General features: G+C 68.6%; 25 protein-coding genes. 10 read left to right on the top strand and 15 right to left on the bottom strand.

Annotated features, from left to right (window positions below):
* Positions 1–135: 135 nt before the first annotated feature.
* On the bottom strand, positions 136–831 hold the full coding sequence (locus C1737_RS18400) for an SDR family oxidoreductase (RefSeq protein WP_067924245.1): 696 nt from the start codon (positions 829–831) through the stop codon (positions 136–138).
* Between the two features lie 84 nt (positions 832–915).
* Between C1737_RS18400 and C1737_RS18405 the strand changes: the two genes are divergently transcribed.
* A complete protein-coding gene (locus tag C1737_RS18405) occupies positions 916–1,512 on the top strand; it encodes a CGNR zinc finger domain-containing protein (RefSeq protein ID WP_233214784.1) in 597 nt (198 codons plus the stop codon).
* A gap of 57 nt (positions 1,513–1,569) precedes the next feature.
* Here the strand turns inward: C1737_RS18405 and C1737_RS26895 are convergent, their stop codons facing one another.
* From C1737_RS26895 to C1737_RS18430, 6 genes are all read right to left on the bottom strand, one after another.
* On the bottom strand, positions 1,570–1,734 hold the full coding sequence (locus C1737_RS26895; protein ID WP_197509250.1) for a hypothetical protein: 165 nt from the start codon (positions 1,732–1,734) through the stop codon (positions 1,570–1,572).
* Positions 1,735–1,877: 143 nt separating this feature from the next.
* A complete protein-coding gene (locus C1737_RS18410) occupies positions 1,878–2,729 on the bottom strand; it encodes an SDR family oxidoreductase (RefSeq protein ID WP_067924237.1) in 852 nt (283 codons plus the stop codon).
* 35 nt (positions 2,730–2,764) lie between these two features.
* Positions 2,765–3,529: a DUF2127 domain-containing protein gene (locus C1737_RS18415; protein WP_067924238.1), complete on the bottom strand. Its 765-nt coding sequence runs from the start codon at positions 3,527–3,529 to the stop codon at positions 2,765–2,767.
* Positions 3,530–3,583: 54 nt separating this feature from the next.
* Positions 3,584–4,972: an MmgE/PrpD family protein gene (locus tag C1737_RS18420; RefSeq protein ID WP_102420013.1), complete on the bottom strand. Its 1,389-nt coding sequence runs from the start codon at positions 4,970–4,972 to the stop codon at positions 3,584–3,586.
* A gap of 112 nt (positions 4,973–5,084) precedes the next feature.
* Positions 5,085–6,014, bottom strand: a complete 930-nt coding sequence (locus C1737_RS27430) for a LysR family transcriptional regulator (protein WP_102419132.1) — start codon at positions 6,012–6,014, stop codon at positions 5,085–5,087.
* A gap of 9 nt (positions 6,015–6,023) precedes the next feature.
* Positions 6,024–6,887: a helix-turn-helix domain-containing protein gene (locus C1737_RS18430; RefSeq protein ID WP_068095459.1), complete on the bottom strand. Its 864-nt coding sequence runs from the start codon at positions 6,885–6,887 to the stop codon at positions 6,024–6,026.
* Positions 6,888–7,025: 138 nt separating this feature from the next.
* On the opposite strand from C1737_RS18430, the gene C1737_RS18435 reads away from it, so the two are divergent.
* The 4 genes from C1737_RS18435 to C1737_RS18450 all read left to right on the top strand — a co-directional run bounded on the left by C1737_RS18435 (position 7,026) and on the right by C1737_RS18450 (position 10,682).
* Positions 7,026–7,442, top strand: a complete 417-nt coding sequence (locus C1737_RS18435; protein ID WP_102419133.1) for a nuclear transport factor 2 family protein — start codon at positions 7,026–7,028, stop codon at positions 7,440–7,442.
* Positions 7,439–8,257 (top strand): SDR family NAD(P)-dependent oxidoreductase, encoded by an 819-nt coding sequence (locus C1737_RS18440; protein ID WP_102419134.1) that lies wholly within the window; start codon positions 7,439–7,441, stop codon positions 8,255–8,257. Before C1737_RS18435 ends, C1737_RS18440 begins: the two co-directional genes overlap by 4 nt.
* A gap of 264 nt (positions 8,258–8,521) precedes the next feature.
* Entirely contained in the window at positions 8,522–9,811 is a 1,290-nt protein-coding gene (locus C1737_RS18445) for a sodium:proton exchanger (RefSeq protein WP_102419135.1), read from the top strand.
* Positions 9,812–9,845: 34 nt separating this feature from the next.
* On the top strand, positions 9,846–10,682 hold the full coding sequence (locus tag C1737_RS18450) for an SDR family oxidoreductase (RefSeq protein WP_102419136.1): 837 nt from the start codon (positions 9,846–9,848) through the stop codon (positions 10,680–10,682).
* 11 nt (positions 10,683–10,693) lie between these two features.
* Here C1737_RS18450 and C1737_RS18455 read toward each other — a convergent pair whose 3' ends face one another.
* Positions 10,694–12,469, bottom strand: a complete 1,776-nt coding sequence (locus C1737_RS18455) for a SulP family inorganic anion transporter (protein ID WP_102420014.1) — start codon at positions 12,467–12,469, stop codon at positions 10,694–10,696.
* Between the two features lie 17 nt (positions 12,470–12,486).
* Positions 12,487–13,554 carry a sulfate ABC transporter substrate-binding protein gene (locus tag C1737_RS18460; protein ID WP_102419137.1) on the bottom strand — a complete coding sequence of 356 codons (1,068 nt, stop codon included), beginning with the start codon at positions 13,552–13,554 and terminating at the stop codon, positions 12,487–12,489.
* Positions 13,555–13,732: 178 nt separating this feature from the next.
* Here C1737_RS18460 and C1737_RS18465 point away from each other — a divergent pair, with 178 nt between their 5' ends.
* Positions 13,733–15,130, top strand: a complete 1,398-nt coding sequence (locus C1737_RS18465) for a DUF2252 domain-containing protein (RefSeq protein WP_102419138.1) — start codon at positions 13,733–13,735, stop codon at positions 15,128–15,130.
* A gap of 58 nt (positions 15,131–15,188) precedes the next feature.
* Positions 15,189–16,349, top strand: a complete 1,161-nt coding sequence (locus tag C1737_RS18470; protein ID WP_102419139.1) for an NDMA-dependent alcohol dehydrogenase — start codon at positions 15,189–15,191, stop codon at positions 16,347–16,349.
* Here C1737_RS18470 and C1737_RS18475 read toward each other — a convergent pair.
* From C1737_RS18475 to C1737_RS18485, 3 genes are read right to left on the bottom strand one after another with little or no spacing between them, the layout of a single operon-like run.
* Positions 16,230–17,846, bottom strand: a complete 1,617-nt coding sequence (locus C1737_RS18475; protein WP_102419140.1) for an NAD(P)/FAD-dependent oxidoreductase — start codon at positions 17,844–17,846, stop codon at positions 16,230–16,232. The two genes, C1737_RS18470 and C1737_RS18475, sit on opposite strands and share 120 nt — an antisense overlap.
* On the bottom strand, positions 17,843–19,642 hold the full coding sequence (locus tag C1737_RS18480) for an NAD(P)/FAD-dependent oxidoreductase (RefSeq protein ID WP_102420015.1): 1,800 nt from the start codon (positions 19,640–19,642) through the stop codon (positions 17,843–17,845). The genes C1737_RS18475 and C1737_RS18480 overlap by 4 nt, the downstream gene beginning before the upstream one ends.
* A 50-nt stretch (positions 19,643–19,692) precedes the next feature.
* On the bottom strand, positions 19,693–20,352 hold the full coding sequence (locus tag C1737_RS18485; protein ID WP_102420016.1) for a TetR/AcrR family transcriptional regulator: 660 nt from the start codon (positions 20,350–20,352) through the stop codon (positions 19,693–19,695).
* Positions 20,353–20,495: 143 nt separating this feature from the next.
* Here C1737_RS18485 and C1737_RS18490 point away from each other — a divergent pair, with 143 nt between their 5' ends.
* Both C1737_RS18490 and C1737_RS18495 read left to right on the top strand, forming a co-directional pair.
* Positions 20,496–21,137: a TetR/AcrR family transcriptional regulator gene (locus C1737_RS18490; protein ID WP_102419141.1), complete on the top strand. Its 642-nt coding sequence runs from the start codon at positions 20,496–20,498 to the stop codon at positions 21,135–21,137.
* Positions 21,134–22,111 (top strand): LLM class flavin-dependent oxidoreductase, encoded by a 978-nt coding sequence (locus C1737_RS18495; RefSeq protein ID WP_102419142.1) that lies wholly within the window; start codon positions 21,134–21,136, stop codon positions 22,109–22,111. Before C1737_RS18490 ends, C1737_RS18495 begins: the two co-directional genes overlap by 4 nt.
* On the opposite strand, the gene C1737_RS18500 is transcribed toward C1737_RS18495, so the two are convergent.
* Positions 22,035–22,580: a YkgB family protein gene (locus C1737_RS18500; RefSeq protein ID WP_369807536.1), complete on the bottom strand. Its 546-nt coding sequence runs from the start codon at positions 22,578–22,580 to the stop codon at positions 22,035–22,037. The genes C1737_RS18495 and C1737_RS18500 overlap by 77 nt on opposite strands.
* Before the next feature lie 31 nt (positions 22,581–22,611).
* Complete coding sequence (locus tag C1737_RS18505; protein WP_102419144.1) at positions 22,612–23,289, bottom strand: peroxiredoxin-like family protein; 678 nt, start codon at positions 23,287–23,289, stop codon at positions 22,612–22,614.
* 152 nt (positions 23,290–23,441) lie between these two features.
* Here C1737_RS18505 and C1737_RS18510 point away from each other — a divergent pair, with 152 nt between their 5' ends.
* The gene (locus C1737_RS18510; RefSeq protein WP_067919377.1) at positions 23,442–24,059 is read left to right on the top strand and encodes a TetR/AcrR family transcriptional regulator; all 618 of its coding nucleotides are present in this window, start codon (positions 23,442–23,444) and stop codon (positions 24,057–24,059) included.
* An 11-nt stretch (positions 24,060–24,070) separates the two neighbouring features.
* Here the strand turns inward: C1737_RS18510 and C1737_RS18515 are convergent, their stop codons facing one another.
* Entirely contained in the window at positions 24,071–24,541 is a 471-nt protein-coding gene (locus tag C1737_RS18515; protein WP_102419145.1) for an SRPBCC family protein, read from the bottom strand.
* Positions 24,542–24,617 lie beyond the last annotated feature (76 nt).

Here is a 24,617-nt window from a genome sequence, read left to right on the forward strand (position 1 = left end):
TGCCGGGGCAACCCGGTGGTCTGCCCGAAGTGCAGCAAGCCCATTTTTGGGCGAGGCCATCCGCAAGGGCCTGATTGACCCACCGTCTTACGACGGGGATCTGCCTTCGGGCAGACCTTCATGCGTACGGGCGGTTCACGGCATCCGGGGCAGCGCCTCGACCGGTCCGGACAACGCCGCCTTGACGTAGCGGGTGTCGTCGTCGGCCAGCACCTCGGCGTCGTCGCGTTCGATGCCGTCGACGATCGCGCGCGCCACCTGCCGCGGGTCGTTCTTCGGGGCGTCGAAGCCGGACGTCATGTCGGTGTCGGTGAAGCTGAGGTGCGCCGCAACCACCAGGGTGCCCTGCTTCTCGAGTTCGATGCGCAGCGAATTGGTCGCCGACCACAGCGCCGCCTTGGAGTCTCCGTACCCGCCGGAGCCGGGCATCCAGGACAGGATCGACGCGATGTCGACCAGGGCTCCGCCGCCGTTGCCGGCCAGGATCGGCGCGAACGCCTTCGCGACCCGCAGCGCCCCGAAGTAGTTCGTCTCGAACACCGCACGCACCTCGTCGATGTCGCTGTCGAGCAACGACCGCGCCCCCAGCACGCCGGCGTTGTTGATGACGATGTCCACGTCCGAAGCCGACGCCGCCAGTGCCGCAACGGATTCCGCATCGGTAACGTCCAACTCGGCGCTGACCACCCGCGGGTCTGCAATGGGCTTGGGCGCCCGCGCCGTGGCGTAGACCTTGGCCGCGCCGCGCTGTAACAACTCGTCCACGATGGCCTTGCCGAGTCCGCGCTGTCCGCCGGTAACCACGACCGTCGACCCCTTGATGTTGACCATGATTCGCACTCCTGACTTAGGTAAATCAATTTTGTTTCTGTCACGGTAGTTGCCGGTGACGACATAGGCAAGTATCTTTCAGTTATGTCTATTCCATGGACTGCGTCACAGCGGTACGGCCTCATCCCGGCGCCCGGCGGCCTCGGGCTGGTCCAGGATTTCCTCAACACGAGGGGGATCGCCGGATATGGCCCCGACCTGCTCGCCGACACCGCCCTCGCGCGCGACTGGGTCGAGGGCGCGGTGCGCAACTGGTCGGCCGCCCGCGGCGAGGAGTTGCCGCCGCCGGAGCTCGACGACAACGACCTGACCAAGCTGCGCGCGTTGCGGGGCACGCTCGATTCGCTGGTGGCCGGCGAGGCGCCCATCGGACGAAGCACCGTCACCGCATCCCTCGCGGTGTCCGACGACGGTGCGGTGCGGTTGGAGCCCAGCGGCGCCGGCTGGCGCTGGCTTGCCTCGGCGCTGTGGGGCGAGATCCTGCTGAGCCAGCAGGCCGATACCTGGCGGCGTGTCAAGCAGTGCCATAACCACCGCTGTGGGTCGACGTTCTACGACCGCTCCAAGAACAACAGCGGGGTGTGGCACGACGTCAAGACGTGTGGCAACGCCGCCAATCTGCGCGCCTCGCGGGCCCGACGGCGCGGACGCGCAACGGGCTCGGCGGTTTCGCCACAGTAGGCGTTACCGGTAGTAGAGGCCGCGCCGGATCACGGCCGGGTCAAGGGCGCGGTGCCGTCAACAGCGCTCCATGCCCGGCCGCATGAGCGTCACGGTGGGGCGGGCACGGCGTGGGCTGCCGCGCAGCACCACCTGCAACGCGTCACAGGCGCGCGCCTTGATCGGCGTCACCACATCGAGATTGGTAGGGCTCCGGCTGATCCAGGACGGCAGTGTTGCCACGGTTTCGACCCTTCCCTGTTCGGCCTGTGCGCCGACTCATTGAATTGCACCCGGCCCGCTTTACCGATGCGCCGCGCCGCGGTAAACGCCGCGAAAAGCCGCATTGTGGCGCGACGCACATCCCCCGGCGCGGGGGACGGCGGTCACAGTTTCCGCCAACCTCGGAAACGTCGCAGGTAGCCCGGCAAGCCACGCGCGGACAGCGATTTGGGCCAATCGTCGGCGCGGAAATACGCGTCGGTCCCGCCGTCGACGAAGATCACGCTGCCGCAGAGGAATTCGGCCGATTCGGACAGCATGAAACACATCCAGTCGGCCATGTGCCGCGCCTGGCCGAAGCCACCGACCGGGACCGGGAACGACCGGACGGCCTTGGCCTGCCGCGGCGTCGCGAGCTGTTCTTCCAGCAACGGCGTCATGATGGCTCCGGGCGCCAGGGCGTTCAAGCGCACTCCCGAGCCCGCCCATTCCGGCAGAACCGCGTGGCGCCGCACCCAACGACCGACGGCGATCTTCGACGCCGCATACATCATGGTCGGCGCGGCCGGACCGAACGGCCGCACCGATCGCAGCGCCTTGTCGCCGTCGTGCGCGAGGAAGGCCTTGACCGCTCGCGCCGGGACAAGGGGCACCGTCGTCGCCGAGTTGCTGGCCACTACGACGACTTTCGCGGATTCGGCCGCGGCCAGGGCCGGCCGCCAGGCGACCAGCGGCTCGACGACGCCGAAGAAGTTGACCTGGCCGATCTGGCGCAGCCGCTCTCGACCGGGGCTGGGCCCGAGGCCGGCGGCCAGGACCGCACCGTCGAGCTTGCCGCCCGCGGCCGCCAGCACCCCGTCGGCGGCGCGCTTGCGCCCGGCCGGCGTCGACAGGTCCGCGACGATATCGGCGTCTTTGATGTCGACGCCGATCACGGTGTGTCCGTCGGACTTGAGCCGCTGCGCGGTCTCGTGGCCCATCCCGGAAGCCGACCCGGTGACCGCATAAGTGCCCATCGCTCTGTTCTTACCAGTCGCGGCCGGGTCCGGCGTCAGGTTCCGGCGGCGGCCTTCTCGACGTCGAGCAGCTGCTCGCCGCGCCGTTCCTCGTCGTAGGCGGCGCGGCCGCCCCGCAGGCCGAACAGCCGCTTGGAGAACAACAGGTAGACGACGGCGGCCACGTTGATGGCGAAGGTGACCGCCCGGGTCATCGTGATGCCCCTGAACAGGTCGTGAACCTCCAGCGGCAGGAACACCGAGGTGGCAATCACCGCGAAGTACTCGCCCCAGCGCTTCAGCAACCACAGGCCGACCCCTTCGACGACCTCCAGCAGCGCATAGGCGGCCAGCATCAAGGTCAGCAGGGCCAGGGTGGACGGCTTGGCGGCCAGCGCCTTCTCCAGTTCGTGCACGACCGTCATCTGATCGACCTTGAATCCGGCGGCGCGGAAGATCGGCAGGTCGCGTTCCAGCGTGGCCTGGATGGCGCCGCGCGCGCCGCGAAACTTCCACACCGCGTACGCGGCGAGCGCGATCACCACCGCCCGGAACAGGCGCTCGACCGCGAGGGTCCGGATGATGATGGCCTGACGTAAAGCCTTGCCGCGCATGATCATCGGCGCGTCTTCGGCGCGTCCCCGCCCGTGCGGTGAGCCCACGGTGAATTCACCGCAGCGCAGGCAGCGCCAGACTTCGCCCAGTGCGGTGGTGCCGCTCAGCCGGGCGGCGAGGTCCTGCTCGTCGGGGGCATAGGTGGCGTGGCCCGCGACCGCGCAGGTGACCAACTCCCACCGATTACCGCCCTGATCTTTGCGCATGGCCGATCATCGCACCGCCGGAAGCAGGCCATGCAAGGGGGCGCGCCCGGCACGTCAGAACCGGGGTTTGGTGCGCGGCCGTTGCGCCACGGGGCTCGCCGCGCCGAGCAGTGCGGCGAGGTCGGCCACGGGGATCTCGTCGAGGCGACCGACCGCCGTGACGATCTCGGTGCGCAACGTTTCGTCGCAGAAGGGTTCGGCCAGCCATTCGAACTTCTCCGCGACGCGTTCCCACGACATGGGCCGGGTCGGGGAGCCCTCGTAATCGGCTTGCTCGCGGGACAATTCCCGTCCGTCGCGGGTCTCCAGGTGCACCCGCGCCGCCGTGCGTTGCGGATAGTCGGCGGTCAGGTCGGCGGCGGGTTTGACGGCGACACGCGTCAACAGCTCCTGTACGTCGTCGCGCAGGACCCGGTCGGTTTCCAGCTGTTCGGGGCCCACCCCGCCGTCGAGCAGCGCCACCGCACTGAGGTATTTGAGGTTGTAGTCGGCCTGCTCTTTGGTGCGTGGGTCGTCCTTGCCCCCGTAGGCTCCCCCGCCGGCGAAGTCGTATGCGCCCTGGAAGACGTCGAGCGTCACCCGCGCGACGTCCGCACCGCGCAGGTCGTTTTCGGTGCGCAGGGCCAAGATCGCATCGATGACCACCTGCCCGTGGATCAGGGAGCAGTACTGCTTGAGGTAGGTCTGTTCCACGCAGGTGAGCCGCCGGTCGCCGGTCGCGAGGTCGATGGGCTGGCCGAACAGCTGCACCAGGCCGTGCGGGCCCTCGAACAGCGGCTTCGGCCCGGTGACGCCACGGGCGGCCAGCATGGTCGCGTAGACGGCGCGCATGCCGGTGATGGCCGGTGAGATGCCCTTCCAATTCGAGACCGGTTCGGCGTGCACCGTCGCCAACGACACGTTGTCGGTCGCGGCGGCCGCGATGGCGTTGGCGGTTTGCTCGACGCTCAGCCCCAGCAGCTTGGCCGTGCCGGCCGCGACCGAGATCGACAGCTGCAACGCGTGATTGAGGCCGCGCGCCATCACCGGCACCTGGGAACTGAACCGGCATTGCACCTCGTAGGCGACCGCCAGCGCCAACAGGAAATCGGCTCCGCTGGCGCCGGTGTGCTCGGCGACGGCCAGCACGGCACCGAAGTTGTCGGCGGGATGGCACAGGCCTCCGGCCGTCAGATAGGTGTCGAGCAGGTCGGGATAGCGCACCAGCACCGCGTTGAAAAATGCGGCCTGGTCCACCGATGCGCGTCCGCCGCCCACCAAGGTGGCGGTGGGGACGCCGCTGAACTGGCCGGTGTGGTCGCGGATCGTCCCGACGAGTTCGCCGTCCAGGGAGCCGACCGCGCAGGCGATGCTGTCGAGGACGTTGCGCTTCATCAGCGCGCGCGGCGCTCCCGTCAGGTCGGTCGGCCGCGCGCCGACGACGAATTCGGCCAGCTCGTCCACGACGTGGTTGTGTGCCATGACTTTTCGCCTCCCGAGCCGCGTTATCTTCACCCAAGCGCAGCGCCGGCCCGCCGTCCAGGACCGCTCTCCTACCAGTGTTCGGTGCGAGTTCTCACCGCAGGTGGGGGTCGTCGGACGGTGCCCACCACGGCACGGCTGGAGGGGCCGGCCAGTCGCGGGCACGCGCGACCGCCAGCAGCGCGTCCACGGCGCCGCGCACCCCGGTGCGGTCGTCGTCCCGGCGGTGCAGCAGCGACCACGTCCAGAGCGGCACCGGTTCGGCGACGGGACGCTGACCCAGGCTGGGCGGGAGGGCCACGGTGTGGCGCTTCGGTGACGCGAGCACGGCCGCGCCGATCCTGCGCACGTGGGCGTAGAACGCGTCCCCGGTGATGCCGCCGTCGTCGATGGACACGACGCGGGCGCCGGTGGCGGCGGCGAACTCCTTGGCGTATCGATTCCACGATGACCATGCCGACTCGTCCGCGTCTACGAGCACGCTGATCCGTTGCGCCACAATGGGTTCCGTCGAGCTGAGGCCCGGGCCGACGGCGTGCAGCGGCTCGGTCCGCAGCAGGTGTGCCGTCAGACCCCGCTCCTCGGCCTGGCTCGCGGTGACCCACGCCAGCGCGATGTCGAGGGTGCCCTCGGCCACCCGGTCGGCCTGGGCGTGCGACGGCAGCACCCAGTCGTCGAGCCGCAGGTCCGCCGCGCTCCCCAGCAGGGTGGTGATGTCGTCGGGAAGCCAGCTGACGTAGCCCAGGCGCACCGGCGCGCTGCACGCGCCCGCCCGCTGCAGCCGGGCCCTGGCGTCGTCGGCCAGCGACAGGATCCGGCGCGCGTCCGGAAGGAGGGTGCGTCCGGCCTCGGTCAGCCGGACGCTGCGCCGGTCCCGCACGAACAGGCCGGCGCCCAGCTCGCGCTCCAGCGCGATGATCTGTTGCGACAGGGCCGGTCCGGAGATGTGCACGCGTTGCGCGGCTCGGCCGAAGTGCAGCTCCTCGGCGACGGCCACGAAGTAGCGCAACTGCCGCAGTTCCATAGGCGGAGCCTAGACCGCGCGGCCGACCCCATCCGGTCGAGGCGGGGCCAGGCTGATCGCCGCCGTTTCGTCGGTCAACTGCTTGCCGATGGCCCGGATCTGCCGCGCCGACAACGGACACAGCGGGTGCACGGCCACCATGAGGGCGACGTGTCGTTCGTCGAAAACCGGTGCGGCGATGGTCACCACGGGTTGCTTGCGGCGACCCGGGTTGTCGTCGGAGAGGAACCCTATGGTGGTGAACTCGTCGAGCAACTGATCCACGATGTGCCGCACCGGCGTGGGCATCTCAGCGCTGTCCAACGTGCCGACCACCTGCACCGCCTGGGCGAGCGCGGGCGTGGTCCAGTCGACGTCGAATCCCCGCTCACGGGTGTGCTGCAGCACCCGTTCCAGGCGCCGGGTGCGATCGGGGTTGTTGCCGACGCCACGGCGGATCCACGCGCGTTGTTCCTCCTCGTCGTCCCAGGCGGCGAGCGCCACCCCGAAGGGCGGGGCGTAGGGGATGCGGTCGCCAGGGATTCCGGACGGCGGGGCGGCGGGCTGGCCCTCGAATGCGGTGACCACCAACGAATCCCCGAATCGCTCGACCACGGAGCAGCCGTAGCCGATCTGCCGCGACAATCGCAGGGCCGCGGAACGGGCCGCATGCGCGAGCGGCCGGGCGGTGTCGGTGCGCGCCGCCACGACGGCCAGCGCGGGGCCCAGCGTGAACGTCTTGGCGACCGGATCGCGGCTGGCCCACCCCCGGTCGCACAGCGTCTTGAGGATCGCGTGCGCCGTCGCCTGCGTGAGATCGAGCTCGCGCACGATGTCGGAGAACCGCAGCCGCGCGTTTGAAGACCGGGCCAGGAGCTCGACGACGTCGAGCACCCGGGCGGTCGGCGCAGACGTCGCTCCCCGAATGGCTTGACTCCCCTGCCGCACGCTTTAGAGTGAGACGAACATTCGAGAGTCTATATCGAGTATTCGAGAAAGTAACTGTGTTGCGCGCTGCGGTGAAGACCTGCCATGACCGAACGTGATGACCGCCAGGACATCTCCGAATTGCTGGTGCGCTACGCCACCGGGATCGACCGGCGCGACTGGCCGCTGTTTCGCACGGTGTTCACCGCGGACTGCCAGCTCGACTACGGCGTGATCGGGTCGTGGACCGGGGTCGACGCCGCCACGGACTTCATGGCACAGGTGCACGCCTTGGCGGGACACACGCTGCACCGCCTGACCAACCAGGCGATCACGGTCGACGGCGACACGGCCACGGCGCGCACCTATCTCGACGGCCTGATCATGGCCGCCGACAACGACTCCGGCGTCAACGCGATCGGCTTCTACGACGACGAGATCGTGCGCACCCCCGACGGGTGGCGCATCGCCCGCCGGCGCTACACCCAGGTGCGCCTGACGACGGTCGGGGCCGGCGAATGACGTTCGCAGCCAAGTACGGACCCTGGGCGGTGGTGGCCGGGGCCTCAGACGGGGTGGGCGCGGCGTTCGCCCGCGGCCTCGCCGAGCGCGGCGTCAACGTGGTGCTCATCGCCCGCCGGCAAGCCGTCCTCGAGGACGTCGCGGCCGGGATTCGCGACGACACGTCGGCGTCCACGCGGACCCTCGCCATCGATCTCGCCGAACCGGGTGCGGCGGCGGCGATCGCCGCGGCGACAGGCGACCTCGCGATCGGCTTCCTCGCGTACTGCGCGGGGGCCGACCCGAACTTCGAGCCGTTTCTCGCCAACCCGATCGAAACCGCCGAGGCGCTGGTGCGACGCAACTGCATGGTGCCGATGCAGCTGTGCCACCACTTCGCCGCCGGCATGGTCGAGCGGGGGCGCGGCGGGATCGTGCTGTTCGGGTCGGGCGCCGGCCTGGCCGGGGGGGCCAACATGGTGGCCTACGGCGCGTCGAAGGCGTTCGACATGGTCTTCGCCGAGGCGCTGTGGGCCGAGTTGCACGACAAGGGGGTCGACGTCCTGGGCCTCATCCTGGGGAAGACCGATACGCCCGCCCTGCGGCAACTCGAACACAGCCGCGGGCAGATCGGTTCGCTCGACGAGGTACCGCCAGGCGCGGCCGCCGTGGCGGACGTCATCGCCGAGGCCTTCGAGAACCTGGGCAACGGACCGACCCTGATGGTCGGCGACATGATGCGCGCCGCCGAACAAATGTTGGCCTCGCTAACCCGCAACCAAGCCGTCGCACTGTTCGCCCAGGCCGCGGCCGCCGCCATGGGGCCGGGGAAATAGCGGGAACCTCGCCCGCCCGCGGCTCGTCGTACTGCGTAGGAACCTGATTCCGGGCCCAAAGGTTTGCCAAACTTCGGAATCTGGGTGCCCTAACTTTTCGCTGGCGCCCCCCTGGCCAGCAAAGATGATTGCCGGCGCCGAGCCATCTTCGGCTGTCGACCACGTTGCTGGCGACGGGCTGCGCGGGTAACTTGGGTAGGCGGTTCGGCATGGCAAACCTAACCTCACTACGTCGGTACAGTCGCCACCCCTCCGTATCGAAGGATGACGATGCTCGCCACAGACAGGCCCGCCGCGGTCACCACGGCAGAACGCTCCCGGCGGCGCACCCTGACCCGGTCCGGACTGATCACCGCGGCGTTCGTCGCACCGGCGCTGGTGATCCGCGTCGCCGGGTTGCACCCCGACCCGGTCATCGCCCTCATCACCTTCGGCGCCGCGGTGGTGTCGGCCAGCTTCCTGCTGGCCTGGGCGGCCGAAGCCGCGCAGATCGATGTCTCCGGCGGGATGGCGACCGCGGTGCTGGCGCTGATCGCGGTGCTGCCCGAGTACGCCGTCGACCTGTATTACGCGTACGTGTCCGGCCACAACGCGGATTACACGCAATACGCCGCCGCCAACATGACCGGGTCCAACCGGCTGCTGATGGGTCTCGGTTGGCCCGTCGTCGTACTGGTCAGCATCGTGGTGGCGCGCAAGGCCGGCAACGCGAAGGCCACCGGCTTGGCGCTGCAACCGACCAATCGCGTCGAACTCGGATTCCTGCTGATCGCCGGCGTCATCGCGTTCGCGATACCGGCGAGCGGCCAGATCCACTTCGGTCTGGGCTTGGTGCTGTTGGCGTGGTTCGGGTTCTACCTCTACAAAGTGAGCCACGGCGACGTGGAGGAGCCCGACCTGATCGGGACCGCCGCCGCCCTGGGGGAGCTGCCCGATCGCGGGCGGCGGATCGTCGTGGTCGGGCTCTTCCTGGCCTCCGGCGCGGTGATCCTGTTGTGCGCCAAGCCGTTCGCCGACAACCTCGTCGCCGCAGGTACCGAGCTCGGCATCGACCGCTTCCTGCTGGTTCAATGGCTCGCCCCGCTCGCTTCCGAGGCCCCGGAGTTCATCGTCGCGACCATCTTCGCCGCCCGGGGCAAGGGCACCGCGGCCATCGCCACCCTGATCTCCTCCAAGGTCAACCAGTGGACGCTGCTGATCGGGTCCCTGCCGGTCGCCCACCTGCTGGGCGGCGGCGGATTCTCGCTACAGCTCGACCAGCGTCAGGTGGAGGAAGTGTTGCTCACGGCCACCCAAACCATGATGGGGGTGGCGCTGTTGTTGGCGCTGCGGTTCCACCGCGCCGCGGCGTGCACGCTGTTGGGCCTGTTCGTCGTGCAGTTCCCCATCGCCTCGACCCATGGCCGGCTGCTGCTCTGCGGCGCCTACACCGCGGTGGCCATCGTCGCGCTGATCCGAAACCGGCGGCATCTGGCGGCCACCGTGCGGGCGCCGTTCTTCGGCACGGCAATCCGCCACAGCGGCCATCCCCACCATCAGGTGCCGGACCCCTAACTGCCCGCGGCCACCCCCCGTATACCGTCCAGATATGAATCAAGTGTCGGTGATCACGGGCGGCGCGGGCGGCATGGGCCTGGCCACGGCCAAAGTCGTCGGACGAGACCACACCGTCGTCCTGTGCGACGTCAGGCGGGACCGGCTCGCCGCGGCGGCCGCCGCCCTCGACGAACTCGGAATGACGCACACGGCCGTCGATTGCGACGTGACCGACCGGCGGGCGGTCGCCGACCTGCTCGACACCGCAACCAATCTCGGGACGCTCACCTCGGTCATCCACACGGCGGGCGTGAGCCCCAGCATGGGCACGGCCGACTATGTGATGCGGACCAACGCGCTCGGCACGCTCAACGTCAACGAGGCGTTCTACGCGGTGGCCGGCGAGGGCTCGGCGATCGTCAACGTGGCATCGATGGCCGCTCACCTGCTGCCCGCGGAAATGGTTCCGGTGGACCGCTTTTCGCTGGCGCTGAGCGACGTCGACGGGTTCATGGCCGCGATGACGACGGCCTGCGACATCGCGCCCGAGGAGGCGCGGCCCGGTCTCGCCTACGCCGTCAGCAAGAGCTTCGTCAAGTGGTATAGCCAGTCCCAGGCGGAGCGGTTCAACGCCCGCGGGTTGCGCATCGTCTCGGTGTCGCCGGGCTCCATCGACACCGAGATGGGCCGGCTCGAGGAACAGGCCGGCGCCGGAGCGATGGTCACCAACGCCGCCGTCCCGCGGTGGGGCCGGCCCGAGGAGATGGCCGACCTGCTGGCGTTCTGCGCCAGCGACAAGGCGGGTTACCTCACCGGCACCGATATCCTCAACGACGGTGGCGTGATCGCCTCGATGGCCGAGCGGGCCAGGGTGGCCGCCGCGGGCTGAGAATCCCGGCGTCAGACCAGGTAGTAGAGGTCCGCGTGCGGTGCGAGCTCGGGCGCGGTCGTGAACGGCGCCTTCACGTTCAGCGCGGCCAACTTGTTGTGCGCGTAGCGCACCGCTTTCAGGGTCGCCGAGAATTCCTCGTCCTCCTCGGGGAAGACCTGTTCGGCGGGGAACCAATGCCGGAAGCCGACATTGTTCAAGACGCCGAGCGTGTCCGGGCGCACCCCGGCCAGCAGAACCGTCACACCGTGTGCGGTCTCGTTGCGCAGGAAATGCTCGATGCGCTCGATGCAGACGACATCGGGATGGCGCACGCGTTTGAGGCGCAACACCACGAACGTGATGCCGTCGGCGGCGACCCGCCGGCTGATCTCTGACAGGTAACGGTCAAGTTCCGGGGCGGCCCCGAAGAACAACTCCCCTTCCAGGTCGTAAATGACTATCGACGGGTCCACCGAGTCACCGGAGATACGTTCGCGCACAACACGTTCGGGCGTGACGATGAGTTCCCTTGCCTTAAGCTTCGCCGCGCGGGGAACGAACAGCAGGATCGACAGGACCACGCCGAGCAGGACGGATTTGTCGAGGTCGATCGCTACACCGGTGAAGGCGGTGACTGCGACCAGCCCCGCGTCATACTTCGACGCCTTGAGCGTATAGATCAGGCGCTTGAAGTCTACGAGCCGCGCGGCCGTGACGAGCAGCAGTCCGGCCAGCGCCGGCTGCGGGACGTACCGCAGCAGCGGCGCGAACAACAGGAGCGCCGCGGCTACCGTTGCGGCCGCGACGACCCCGGAGAGGCGGGTGCGGGCACCGGACTGGAAGTTGATGGCCGAGCGAGACAGTGAGCCCGAACCCGGCAGGCTCTGAAAGAAGCCGCCGGCGAGGTTGGCCAGGCCTTCGGCCATGATCTGCCGGTTGTAGTCGATCTGCTGATTGGTTTGGTAGGCAATGGCTTTGGCGATCGAGAGCGCCTCGATGATGCCGACGAAGGCGATTGCCAGCGCACCCGTCGAAAGGTGCGGCAACCAATCGGCATGCACCTCGGGGACATGCGCCGTGGGCAGACTGCGCGGAATTTTCAGCGCCACCGCGACGGCGGTGTGCCCGTTCGGGCCGGGAGCCGACCAGCCGGCCAGATAGGCGATCACGGCGGTCACGATCAGCACGGCAAGCATATCGATCTGCGGCCATCGGTAGCGCTGCACCAGCTTTCGTAACACAAGCGCCAGTACCACCGCCGCGGTGCTCAGCGTCAGGGCGCGGTAGTTGATGTGGTCACCGTGCGTCAACGTCAGCCACACGCGGCGCAGGACCTGCATGTGGCCGTTGCCCTTGTCCCGCACGCCGAGCGCATTTCCCAGCTGCCCGATGGCAAGCAGAAACGCCGCGGCGGCCATGAAGCCGATGATCACCGATTCGGAGATGTAGCGGGTCAGGTTGCCGAGCCGGAACAAGCTGATCACGATCTGGAACGCCCCCACCAGCACTGCCAGCAGGAACAGCCCCTCGAACAGTTCTGTGGCGTTCTCCGAATCGATGAAGGCGAGCGCCGTGAACACCAGCAGCGAGATAGCACTCGTCGGGCCGTTGATCAGATGCGACGACGACCCGAAAACCGAGGCGACGATCGTCACCACGATCGCCGAGTACACACCGAACCGCGGATCCACCCCGGCGATCAACGCGTACGCCATCGCCTGCGGAAACGAGATTGCGGCCACGGTGAGCCCGGCGATCAGATCGTGCCGCCCCTTCACCAGGTCGTAACTGAAAGCGATGGCCATCGGGTGCTCGTCTTCCACTATGTTCCCGACACCGCGCCGGGCGGGGCGGAGATCGCGTCGAGGATCCCGTTGGACCCGAAGAACTGTTCTCGCGCGTCGGCCCAGTCCTTGGCGATGGCGCCGATCGGGAACAGGGACAGCGGCGGCAGCCGATCCGCGTACCGGGCAAGGATTTCCGGCTTGAACGGCCGATAGCCGTGCTGCGCCACCTGCTCTTGCCCCGCGTCGGTGAACAGGTAATCAAGGTAGGCCTTCGCGTAGCTGGCGGTCTTCGCGTCAGTGACGTTGGCGTCCACCCATGCCACGGCGGGCTCGGCGAGGATGCTGACCGGTGGGTAGACGAGCTCGAGTTCGTCCCTGTTGGCCGCGACCTCACGCAGCGCCTCGTTCTCCCACGTCAGCTGCACGTCACCGACCCTTGCCAGCGCAAAGCTGTCGCCGGCGCTGCGCGCCCCGGCGTCGGAGACCGCCACGTGACGCAACAGCGTCCGCACGTAGTCGGCCGCCGCTGCCTGGCTACCGCCGCGGGTGGTCACCGAACCCCAGGCCGCCAGCACGCTGAGCTGCCCGTTGCCCGAACTGCGCGGGTTGGGGGACACGACCGCCACGTCGCCCTTGATCAGGTCGGGCCAGTCGTGCACGGCCTTGGGATTGCCCTTGCGGACCACGAAGACGATCGTCGACGTGTACGGCACCGAGTTGTTCGGTAGCCGATGTTGCCAGCCCGATGCGATCAGGCCCCGCTTGCTCAACGTGTCGATGTCGCTGACCAGCGCCAGCGATACCACGCTGGCCTTCTGACTGCCGTCCAGCACACTGCGCAACTGCCACCCCGACCCGCCGTGAGATTCCTTGATGTCCAGAGTGATTCCGGTGCGCGCGCGATATTGCGGAACGAACGTCCGGTCTATGGCGGCGTAGAGCTCGCGCGTCGGGTCGTAGGAAACGTTGAGGATCCGGTTGGCCGCCTGGGGAGAAGCGTTCTTAACCGCGACCGCCCCGGCCGCCACGACTATCGCCACGACGCCGAAGACAGTAAGCCAGTTGACCCGCAACCGCGAGAGTGCCGGACGCACGTCTAGCATCCAGGCGTCCTCCCGCGGCAATGGCCCGGGCGAGTTCGCCTGGCGCCAAACTTTTTAAGTAGGTTAACGATCGGCCCGTTCGGGCGCAGCGGTGAGAATCAGCCTGAAAATAATTGCGCGCATGGTCGGGCAGTCGAAAGCGCACCGCGGCCCCGGCACAGCTACCTATGCTGAGCGGATGCCGCAACGGGTGCTACGTGAACGCCTGATCGATCTCGAGGTCCCGGACCAGGACGAGGCGCGCGGCCGCGCGCTGCGCAAGACGGTGCCGCGCCGCACGCTCGCGCAGCTGACACCATCGCAGAAGTCCGCCACCGAAATCCTGGTGGCCCAAAACGCCGGGCGGCTGCGCGAACTCGTCCCGCTGCGGTTCGCCCGGATGCTCGCCGACCCGTTCTCGTTCTATCGCGGTTCGGCCGCCGTGATGGCCGCCGACCTGGGCGCCAGCCCGTCGAGCGGGATCGAAGTGATGTGTTGCGGAGACGCCCACGTGTCCAACTTCGGCATGTACGCGGCGCCGCACCGCTCAATAGTGTTCGACCTCAACGACTTCGATGAGGCCGCAGTCGCCCCGGCGGAATGGGACGTCAAGCGCCTGATCACCAGCGCGATCATCGGCGGGCGCCACGCGGGGTATCCCGCCAAGGCCATCCGCCGCTGCGTCGGGCAGGCGTTACTCGGCTACCAAACCAGCCTGCAGGCGATGCTCGCGATGGACGTGCTGGACCGCTACTACCTGCGGGTGGAACCGGAGCGGCACGCCGGCACCGTGTCCAAGGGCCTGCTCGGCGTGATCCAGAAGACGACGTCCCGGGCGCGCAGCCGGACGTCGGCGCGCGTCTTCAAGCAGCTCACCGAGATCGGCGCGGACGGGACAACGCGGCTGCGGGAGGCGCCACCGGTTCTGCAGCACGTCGACGAGGACGCCGAAGCCGTGCTGATGGAGTCGATTCAGGAATACCTGTCCACCGTTCCCGCCGACATCGCGCTGCTGCTGTCGCACTTCCGCGTCACCGACGTGGCGTTGCGGGTGGTCGGCGTCGGCAGCGTGGGAACCCGGTGCTTCCTGGTGATCCTGGTGGGCCCCAACGGCACCCCGCTCATCCTGCAGATCAAGGAGGCGACCCGATCGGTGCTCGACGAATACGGCGGCTGGCCTCAGCCGGCCATGCTGGGCGCGGCCGTCGAGGCGAAGGGCCAGGGCATGCGTGTCGTCGACGGCCAGCGAATCCTGCAGGCGATGTCGGACGTGTTCCTCGGGCCGACCCGCAAGGACGGGCGTGACTACTACGTCCGGCAGTTCCATGACATGAAGGGCACCATCGACACCGAGGGCATGGCGGCCTCCACGTTCAGCGACTACGTCGCCGCCTGCGCGGTGCTGTTGGCGCGCGCCCATTCGCAGAGCGCGAACGCGTCGTTGCTGCGCGGCTACGTCGGCGCCGGCGACATGGTGCAGGCCGCGGTGGCCGAATGGTGTTACGCCTACGCCGACAAATCGCTCGACGATTTCCACCAATTGAAGGCCGCGGCCGCGGCCGGCGACATCGAGGTCGCCGCGGATCCCGCCCGGTAACGCGGACCGCCCGTCCCGGTTCCAGACAGCTGATTCGGCAGAAAGGCGGCAGCAGTCGATGCGAAGCCGCGCGGCCATCCTCTACGAGTACGGCCACCCGTGGACGGTCGAGGAGTTCGAGCTGGATCCGCCGAAGGCGGGCGAGGTGATGGTGCGGCTGGCGGCCACCGGGCTCTGCCATTCCGACGAACACATCCGCCAGGGGAAGCTGGCCGCGCCGCCGGAAACGTTGCGCGCCCTGGGATTACCCGCCATGTCACCGACGATCGGTGGGCACGAGGGCTCCGGCGTGGTCGTCGATGTCGGGCCGGGCGTCGCCGGGTTCGCGCCGGGCGACCACGTGGTGACCTCCTTCGTCGCGGTGTGCGGCCAATGCCGGTGGTGCGCCTCGGGGATGCAGTACCTGTGTGACATGGGATCGGGAACGTTGTCGCCGGGCATGCCGACGGACGGCACCTTCCGCCATCACACCGTCGACGGGCGCAACCTCGGCCACGTGTCGAAGATCGGCGCGTTCGCCGAACACACTGTGGTGGCGGCCAATTCGCTGGTGAAGATCGATCCCGACCTTCCTCTGGTGCCCGCCGCCCTGCTGGCCTGCGCGGTCCCCACCGGGTTCGGGTCGGCCGCCCGGCGGGCCGGCGTGCGCGGCGGTGACACCGTGGTGGTGGTCGGCACCGGCGGGATCGGCACCGCCGCCGTCCAGGGCGCCCGCATCAACGGGGCGGCCCGGATCGTCGCGGTCGACGTCAGCGACTTCAAGCGCACCTCCGCCCTCACGTTCGGCGCGACCCACACCGCGGCGACAGCCGCGGACGCGGTCGAGCTGGTCCGCGACCTGACCCGCGGTGTGATGGCGGACGCGGTCGTGGTCTCTCCCGCCGTCATCGGCGAGGCCGACGTCGGGACCGCGCTGGCGCTCACCCGCAAGGGCGGCACCTGCGTGCTGACCGGGCTGCCGTCGCCGGCGTTGGGTTCGATCGCCGTCGCGCTGCAGGACTTCATCCTGATGAACAAGACGCTGTGCGGCACGGTCTTCGGGTCGTGCAACCCCAGGAGCGACATCGCGCTGCTGGCCACGTTGTACCAGTCGGGTCGGCTACTCCTCGACGAGATGATCACCAAGCGCTATCGGCTCGACGACATCAACGGCGCCTACGCCGACCTGAGCGCCGGCCGCCTGATCCGCGGGGTCATCGACTTCGGCCTGGGACAGTAGCCAGTCTCGCGGTCGCAGCCGCCAGGTGCGGCGGGCGTACTCCAGCTCGGTGTAGGGCCACTGGGTGACGATGCGGCCGGTGGGCGAGCGGAAGTAGCTGTCGCACCGGGTCCAGATGGTGCGCTCCAGGTCGGCGGAAAGCTGGTCATTGTAACGCTTTTCGGCCTCGGGGCGCACGTCGAGGTAGCCGCCCCTGCGTGCGATCCGGCTGACCGCGCTGGCGACGAGTCGCGCACCCGCCTCGAGAATGTAGACGATCGAGTTTCCGCCCTGGTTGGTGTTGGGGCCATACAGCATGAAGAAGTTCGGGAAGCCGCTGACCGCGACGCCCAGGTACGCACTCGGCTCGTCGCCCCATCGCTCGTGCAGCCGGCGTCCGCCGATCCCGATGACGTCGATGCCGGACAGATAGCGCGACGTCTCGAACCCGGTGGCCAGCACGATCGCGTCGACGTCGACCGCGCGTCCGGCCGACGTGAGCACCGACGATCCGTCGATGCCGTCGATGGGGTCGGTGATCAATTCGACGTTGTCGCGCTGCAGCGCCCGGTAGAAGTCGTCGCCCAGCAACACTCGCTTGCAGCGGAACGGGTAGTCGGGCGTCAGCTCCCGGCGCAGCCGCCCGTCGGCGACGGTGCGCTCCAGGAACGACGTCGCGACGTGCGTGCGCGCGTCGATGACGGGGTCGTCGGCGAAGGTCGCGGTGTTGTCGTGCTGGAACTTCCAGATCTGCCAGCGGGTGCGGCGGACGGCCAGTGGGTTGCGCCGAAACCTTGCCAATTCCGTTGCGCTGTAGGGGCGGTCATCCTTGGGCACCATCCACGGCGGCGTGCGCTGGAAGACGCTCACCCGGTCGGCGATCTTGGCCAGTTCGGGGACGGCTTGCACCCCGCTGGCGCCGGTGCCGATGACGGCCACCCGCTTGCCCGCCAGGTCGACGCCGTGATCCCAGTGCGCGGTGTGCATGAGCGTGCCGGTGAAGTCGGCCAGTCCCGGAATGTCGGGAAGCCTTGGGGAGCCGAACAACCCGACGGCGCACACGACGACGTCGGCGGTCAGGGTGGATTCGCGCCCCGCCCGGTCCAGCCGGCAGTCCCACGCCACGCCGTTCCAGCGGACCGAGCGCACCCGGGTGCCCAGCACCAGGTGCCGGCGCAGGTCGAAGTCGTCGGCGACCGACTCGAGATAGGCCAGGATCTCGGGCTGCCGCGCGTAGGTACGGGTCCAGGATTTGTTGGGCGCGAACGAGAACGAGTAGAGGTGGCTCTGGATGTCGCACGCGGCGCCGGGATAGGTGTTGCGCCGCCAGGTGCCGCCTACCCCGTCGTCGCCCTCGATGATCACCAGGTCGTCGATGCCGGCGCGGCGCAGCGCGACGGCGGCGGCCAGCCCACCGAAGCCGGCACCGATGATCGCCACCTTGGGCGGGCGCCCGCGGCGGGTCGCGGCCCGCAGCCGGCCGAGACTGTAGCGCCATCGGGCCCGCCGGCTGGTCACCGCCCGGCCTCGCCGCCGCGAATCAGGTAGCCCTCCAGGCGACCGTCGCCCCGCCACTCGCGCAGCAGGTCGGCGTACTCCGTGGGCGCGCCGAAGAAGAAGCTGCCTTGTCGGGTCTTGTTGTCCGCCTTGCCCTCCCGGTTGTAGTAGCCGGGGGTGCACGTTTGCGCGCGTTCGGCGCTGGCAGCCGACCGGGCGACGACCGTGTCGACCCAGGCGGACTCGGCGGCGGGAGCGGCCTCGACTTCGCTGACCCCGTGCCCGAGCGCCCACGCGATGATCCACGCGGCGTGGGTAGCCTGCACGTCCAGCAGGTAGGGGAAGTTCACCGTCAGACCCGCCTGCGCGATGCTCTCGATGAAGCAGTTCGGGAACTTCGTCGTGCACAACCCCTGGAAGGTGCGCACCCCGTCGCGCCAGTGTTCGGTCAGCGACACCCCGTCGCGGCCGATCAGCTCGAAGCCCGTCCGACGGCAGTAGTCGGTGCCCACCTCGAAACCCGTTGCGAAGATGAGGCAGTCGAGCTCGTAGGGCACGCCGTCGACCACCACACCCGACTCGGTGATGCGCTGCACGCCACGGCCGCGGGTGTCGACCAGGGTGACGTTGTCGCTGTTGAACGTCTGCAGGTATTCGTCGTGGAAGCAGGGTCGTTTGCAGAAGTACCCGTACCACGGCTTGAGCGCCTCCGCGGTCGACGGATCGGCGACGATGCCGGCGACCCGCGCCCGGATTTCCTCCATCTTGGCGAAGTCCGCGATCTCGATGTCGCGGCCACGCTGCGCCGGGTCGACGACGCCGTCGCCGTCGTGGCGCATCACCGGCAGCTTGCGCGTGATGCTCGTCCAGGCGTCGTCGACCAGGTCTTCGTCGGCCTGGCCGCCGGCGGTGAGGATCTGGAAGTTCTCGATGCGCCTGCGCTGCCAGCCCGGCCGTAATGTGCCGGCCCACAGGGGATCCGTCGCACGGTTGGCCCGCACGTCCACCGACGACGGCGTGCGCTGGAAGACGTGCAGCCGCCGCGCCGCCCGGGCGAGGTGCGGGACGCATTGGATCGCCGTGGCCCCGGTACCGATGATCCCGACGCGCTTGTCGGCGAGGTGCTCCAGGTTCTCCCCGGTGTAGGCATAGTCCCACCGGCTGGTGTGGAACGCGTGGCCGCGAAACGCGCCGAGGCCCTCGATGCCGGGCAGCTTGGGTTTGGCCTGGTAGCCATTGGCCATGGACACGAACCGGGCCCGCATCTCGTCGCCGCGGTCGGTGCGGATGATCCAGCGCGATCCTTCTGCATCCCAACGTATCTCGCGTACGTCGGTGCTCAGGCACGCGTCGCGGTAGAGGTCGTAGTGCCGGGCGATCCGCTGGCAATGAGCGAAGATCTCCGCCCCCTTGGCGTACTTTTCGGTCGGCAGGTAGCCGAGTTCCTCCAGCAGCGGCATGTACACGTAGGACTCGACGTCACAGGCGATTCCCGGGTACCGGTTCCAGTACCACGTCCCGCCCACGTCGGCCGCCCTGTCGATCAGCCGCACGCTGTCGACACCGAGCTGACGCAGCCGCACCCCCGTCAACAGCCCGCCGAACCCGGCGCCGATGATGGCCACGTCGACCTCGTCGGTCAGCGGCTCGCGGTCGAAAGTCCCGTCCGTCCAGGGGTCTTCGGCGAAGTGGGCGAAGGCCCCGGTCGTCTCCACGTACTGCGCGATGCCGTCCGGGCGCAGGCGACGTGCGCGCTCTTCGGCGTACCTGCGTCGCAGCGCGTCGACGTCGAATCCCACGCCAACGGTTTCAGTCACGGACACGATCCTCTCGCGCGCCCGACTATATAATCAATCGCTTGATCACATCAAGGGTCCTGTCGCAGCTTTCTCCGCCTGCCCGCAGCTACTGCAGGCCCCGGGCTAAGCAACGTTCCCCGGATCAACTTCTTCGCCGCGGCCAGCGCGGCGTGATAGTCCCGGGGCGGGGACGTGGCCGCCAGTTCGGTCAACCCATAGATGAGCGCGTAGACGGCCTCGATGATGCCGTTGCGGTCGGCCCGGTGCGCGAGCTCGCCCCGGCGGTAGGCATCGTCGACGACGCCCTCGATGATCCCGCGAAACACCTGGAATTCGGCCGCGAGCCGCGAATCGCGGGTGACGGCGCCCTCGGCGCGGATCACCCACTCGAAGGCGGCCAGATCGGGATACTCGCGCATGAGCCGGCCCGATTCGTCGAGCACCGCCTCGATCCGGTCGACGGCGGTCCCCGGGCGCGCGGCGGCCGCGCGCAGCCGCGGCAGCGCGACGTCGGTCCGCGCCGCTATCGCGGCGTTGATCAGCTCCGCCTTGTTCGGAAAGTAGTTGTAGAGGCTGGCGCTGGTGACGTTCGCGGCCCGGGCGATCTCACGGATGGTGGCGCCCGCGTACCCGAATTCGGCCACGCAGCGCATGGTGGCAACGACGATCCGCTGCCGCGTCTCCTCGCCGCTGGCGCCGACCGGACGTCCCCGTTGCGCCCGCGTCACCGTGCTGTCCTCACTCACGCGTCCCGTCCGCCGGCTCCCGGTCCCCGACACGGTCGAATATAATCGAGTGATCGATTAGTTCCGGCTTCGCCGCGGAGGTGCGTAGTGCGTGATGTACGGAGCTGCGGCGGGCTTCCCGCCGCATGAGCGTCACGCCGCCGCAATTGGGTCGGCCGGTGGGTGCCGACGGTGAGCAGACCCGGGCCCGCATCATCACCGCCGCGATGCGATGTGTGGCCGAGAATGGCTATTCGCGCACCACGATTCGCGAGATCGCCCGGGCGGCCGACGTCACCAGCGGCAGTCTGTACCACTACTTCCCGAACAAGTCCGAATTGCTGGACGCGGCCGTCGAGGACATCGAACGCATGGCGGTGCCGCGGCTGCGAGCCGCCGCCGCGGGTCCCGGCGGCGTGGTCGATCGCCTCGCGGCGGTGCTGGACGAGGCGAGCCGGCTGATGCGCGAGCATCCGCATCTGGCCGCATTCGATCGCGCGGTCCGCGCCGAAAGCAACGAGCACCCGGTTCGCGGCCGACCGGAGTATCCCGGGCTGAAGGCGTTGCGCGGCGCCGTCGCCGAGATCATCGGGGACGCCCGAACCCGGGGCGCGCTGCCCGCCGACACGGACGTGCGGGCCACGGTCGACGCCATCTACGCGCTGACTCGCGGGCTGACGGAGCGGGCGGCCAGTCTGGGCCCGGAGGCGTACGCGGCCACGCTCGCCTCCGCGAAGGACTTGGTCAGGGGGACGCTTTTCGTGCGCGCGGCCGGTGTACGGCGATGAGCCTGCTCACCGCGTTGCGGCTGAACATGACCAACATCGCCGACCCCACGGCGCGCCAGGCCGCCCGTTACCAGGCGGCGCTGGACATGGCCGAATTCGCCGATCAGCGCGGGCTCACCGCCGTCAGCGCGGAAGAACATCACCTGGCCGCCACGAGTTGGCTTCCGTCACCGCTGATTTTGGCGGCCGCCATCGCCGGGCGGACGCGCACCGTGCGCATCAGCATCAACGCGCTGATCATCCCGCTCTATGACCCGATTCGGTTGGCCGAGGACATCGCCGTACTGGACAACATCAGCCAGGGCCGGTTCAGTTTCGTGGCCGGCATGGGTTACCGACCGGAGGAATATCGCGCCGCCGGCAAGGACTGGGCGCGACGGGCCGAGTTGATGGACCGCTGCTTGACGGTTTTGCTCAAGGCGTGGAGCGATGAACCCTTCGATCATGACGGGCTGCTGATCGACGTCACACCGAAGCCGCACACCCGTCCCCATCCGGTGTTCTTTGTCGGCGGCATGAGTGCCGCGGCGGCCCGGCGCGCGGCGCGCTTCGGGCTTCCGTTTTCGCCACCGATGGCGATGCCCGAAGTGGAAGCGGTCTATGAGCGGGAGCTGCGCGACCGCGGTACGACGGGTTTCGTCTATCACCCCGAGAGCGGAAGCAGGGTGACGCTGTTGCACGCCGACCCCGACGAAGCCTGGTCTTGTTACGGCGCTTTCATCATGAACGAGGCCGCCGAGTACAGCGGCTGGAAGCGCCCGGGGGTTCCGCGGCCCAACGAGGCCGGCGCCACCTCGATCGAGGACCTGCGCCGGCTCAACCATGTCGAGATCCTCACCCCCGCCCAGCTGGTCGATCAAATCCGCGCCGGGAGAAGGGAGGTCGTGATGAACCCCCTCATGGGTGGCCTACCGATCGACGCCGGATGGGCAAGCCTGCACTTGTTGACGGATGACGTTCTTCCCCACGTGTGACGTTCACTGCCGCAAGCGAATCGCCCAGTGTCCATAGTGCGACCCCGATCAGCACCAAGTCCTTGAGCAGGAACTGACCGGGTTTGGCCGAGAGCACGGGAAGGCCCGCGGAATGGGTGACGACCACCCCGGGCGTGGTGAACAAGAAACTCAGCGTCCCCAAGAAGAGCACCACCGCCAGCGCGCTACCGGCCGCCGACGCGCGCGGCCATACCGGCCGCAACGCAATCAGCAGCGCCGCAACGATTTCCATCGTGCCCAGCCCTCGCGCGACCGTGGTGGCGCTGACCACGTCGTACATCCAGCTCATCAGCGGGCTGTGTTCGATGAGCACGCGGGCTTCCATTTTCACGTACTTGCCGAAGCCGATCCATGCCAACACGACGACCAGGCCATAGCGGCTGATGAGGTGCCCGCACCGGATCAGCCGTTGCGCCAACGGTTTTGCGCCTGGTTCGTTTCCGGTCACGTACTGAGCACGAGCGCGCGCGGCCCCGAGTTCACTCGAGGCCGTTCAGGGCTTCGATGATGTCGGCGACCTCGGTGCGGGTGGTGTAGTCGGGATGGACGTCGATCCAGTGGATCGTCCCGGCACGGTCGATGATCGTCACGGTCGGCATCGGCAGCCCGGACGTCCCGTCGGCATTGGCTTCCCGGAGCTCGAGGCCCAGTCCGCGCTGCGCGGCCTGGGCGTCTTCCGACGGTGCGGTGAGTACGCCCAGGGCCGCCGCGACCTGATTGCCTGGGTCGGACAGCACGGTGAAGCTCAACGCGTTCGTCTGCTGCGACGACAATGAGCCGTCTGGTTTTTGCGGGCTGATGGCCACCAGGGCGACATCGCGCTGCGCCAGCAGCGGCACCAAATGCTCCTGGTAGGCGCGCAGGGTCAGATTGCAGTAGGGGCACCATGCGCCGCGGTAGAACACCACCACCGCACTGCGCCCACCGACGCTCTCGGCCAGGGTGGTGGGTTCGCCGCGCACGTCGAGGAGCTGCCCGTCAGGCATCGGGGTGCCGGTCGCGGCGACGCCGGACGGCACGCCACCGTCCCGCAGCCGCGCCTGCTCGGCACCGAAGGTGTCAGCGATGTCCTGGGGCAGCCGGCCTGCCATCTCCTGCTGGAATCGCGCGACCCGCTCGGCGATGGTCGAATGTTGGGTGTCGGCGGTACTGGTCATGAGGTCCTCATCCCTGGCATGTGTGCCGGCTTGGCGCACAACGACTTCCGGCACCGGCTCGTGACATTTGCGACCAGCATGCGTAATGCAAAATGGAGTGTCAACTCCAAAACGGGTAGATTGCGGTGGTCGCTCCGCAGAAAGGGGGCTCCATGGCGCCGGTCCCGTACGACAAATTGACCACGAAGGGCCGCGCGACCCGCGCGCGGATCGTGGCCGCCGCTTCGGAGTTGATGCTGCGGCGCGGTGTCGCGCGCACGACCATCGAGGACATCCAGGAAGCCGCGTCCATCAGCACCTCGCAGATGTACCACTACTTCGCCGACAAGAGCGACCTGGTGGCCGCCGTCATCGACTTTCAGACCGACCGCGTCCTCGGCGTGCAGCACCTGGGTCTGGACCGCATTGACAGCATCGAGGACCTGTCCCGCTGGCGCGACATCATGGTGAACCTGGTGCGGAGCCTGGGGTGCGCCGGCGGCTGCCCGATCGGCTCGATGGCCAACGAGCTGTCCGAGGCGGATCCCGTCGCACGTGCCCAGCTCGCCCGGTCATTCGCCCAGTGGGAGAACATGATTCACGACGGACTGGCCGCAATCTCTGCGCGCGGCGAGCTGGCCGAGGGAACGGACATCGAGCGCGTCGCATTGGCCATGCTCGCCGGCATTCAGGGTGGGTTGCTCCTCAGCCAGGTGCGTCGCGACACCGCGCCTCTGGAAGCTGCGGTAGACACGATGATCGAACACCTGAGGCGCCTGGGCATGCGGTGAGGCTCATGCCCTTATCCGGCGTGACGATCCCGCAACCGGGCCAGCGTCGCCTCGATACCCGCGGCGTTCGCCTTCGTCGCGCCGATCAGGGTGTAGTAGTTCAGCGCGTTCTTGATCGCACCGGCGTCGCGATAGTCGAACGTCTCGGTGACCCGTGTCCGGGTCGGTGACAGCGACTCGAATTCCCACCGCCAGCGGTGGCCCACCGGGTGACGCCATTCGACCAATTCGTCCGGTTTCAGAGCGGTCACCGTGCTGGTGATGCGGTACGGCAGGCCGTACATCCTCATCTTGGTCGAAAACGTCGAGCCGACAGTCAGTTTCGCGGGCGCCTTGATGTTGTCACGCACCGTCCCCGAACCGTCGAGTTCGCTGTGCCGCCGGGGATCGACTGCCATCGCGTACAGCTCGGCGGCCGGAGCGGCCACTTCGACCGACCGGCTCACCTGCCGCGGTCCCGCGTCGACAACGGTGACGTCCACGATGCGTCCCTCCGGTGAGCTGGTAAAGCGAACTCGACGCTACGCTTCGCCGGGGTCATCAGAAAGGACGTCAACA

The organism is Mycobacterium sp. 4858 (assembly GCF_900240975.1).
Lineage (GTDB): Bacteria > Actinomycetota > Actinomycetes > Mycobacteriales > Mycobacteriaceae > Mycobacterium.

What these genes read in the sequence shown, in the direction of transcription:
- C1737_RS18450 (WP_102419136.1), top strand. Translation starts at nt 9,846, where the DNA reads ATGAATCAAGTGTCGGTGATCACGGGCGGCGCGGGCGGCATGGGCCTG.
- C1737_RS18415 (WP_067924238.1), bottom strand. Translation starts at nt 3,529, where the DNA reads ATGCGCAAAGATCAGGGCGGTAATCGGTGGGAGTTGGTCACCTGCGCG.
- C1737_RS18405 (WP_233214784.1), top strand. Translation starts at nt 916, where the DNA reads ATGTCTATTCCATGGACTGCGTCACAGCGGTACGGCCTCATCCCGGCG.
- C1737_RS18460 (WP_102419137.1), bottom strand. Translation starts at nt 13,554, where the DNA reads ATGCTAGACGTGCGTCCGGCACTCTCGCGGTTGCGGGTCAACTGGCTT.
- C1737_RS18410 (WP_067924237.1), bottom strand. Translation starts at nt 2,729, where the DNA reads ATGGGCACTTATGCGGTCACCGGGTCGGCTTCCGGGATGGGCCACGAG.
- C1737_RS18455 (WP_102420014.1), bottom strand. Translation starts at nt 12,469, where the DNA reads ATGGCCATCGCTTTCAGTTACGACCTGGTGAAGGGGCGGCACGATCTG.
- C1737_RS18505 (WP_102419144.1), bottom strand. Translation starts at nt 23,289, where the DNA reads ATGACCAGTACCGCCGACACCCAACATTCGACCATCGCCGAGCGGGTC.
- C1737_RS18510 (WP_067919377.1), top strand. Translation starts at nt 23,442, where the DNA reads ATGGCGCCGGTCCCGTACGACAAATTGACCACGAAGGGCCGCGCGACC.
- C1737_RS18440 (WP_102419134.1), top strand. Translation starts at nt 7,439, where the DNA reads ATGACGTTCGCAGCCAAGTACGGACCCTGGGCGGTGGTGGCCGGGGCC.
- C1737_RS18465 (WP_102419138.1), top strand. Translation starts at nt 13,733, where the DNA reads ATGCCGCAACGGGTGCTACGTGAACGCCTGATCGATCTCGAGGTCCCG.
- C1737_RS18495 (WP_102419142.1), top strand. Translation starts at nt 21,134, where the DNA reads ATGAGCCTGCTCACCGCGTTGCGGCTGAACATGACCAACATCGCCGAC.
- C1737_RS18470 (WP_102419139.1), top strand. Translation starts at nt 15,189, where the DNA reads ATGCGAAGCCGCGCGGCCATCCTCTACGAGTACGGCCACCCGTGGACG.
- C1737_RS18400 (WP_067924245.1), bottom strand. Translation starts at nt 831, where the DNA reads ATGGTCAACATCAAGGGGTCGACGGTCGTGGTTACCGGCGGACAGCGC.
- C1737_RS18435 (WP_102419133.1), top strand. Translation starts at nt 7,026, where the DNA reads ATGACCGAACGTGATGACCGCCAGGACATCTCCGAATTGCTGGTGCGC.
- C1737_RS18490 (WP_102419141.1), top strand. Translation starts at nt 20,496, where the DNA reads ATGAGCGTCACGCCGCCGCAATTGGGTCGGCCGGTGGGTGCCGACGGT.
- C1737_RS18445 (WP_102419135.1), top strand. Translation starts at nt 8,522, where the DNA reads ATGACGATGCTCGCCACAGACAGGCCCGCCGCGGTCACCACGGCAGAA.
- C1737_RS27430 (WP_102419132.1), bottom strand. Translation starts at nt 6,014, where the DNA reads ATGGAACTGCGGCAGTTGCGCTACTTCGTGGCCGTCGCCGAGGAGCTG.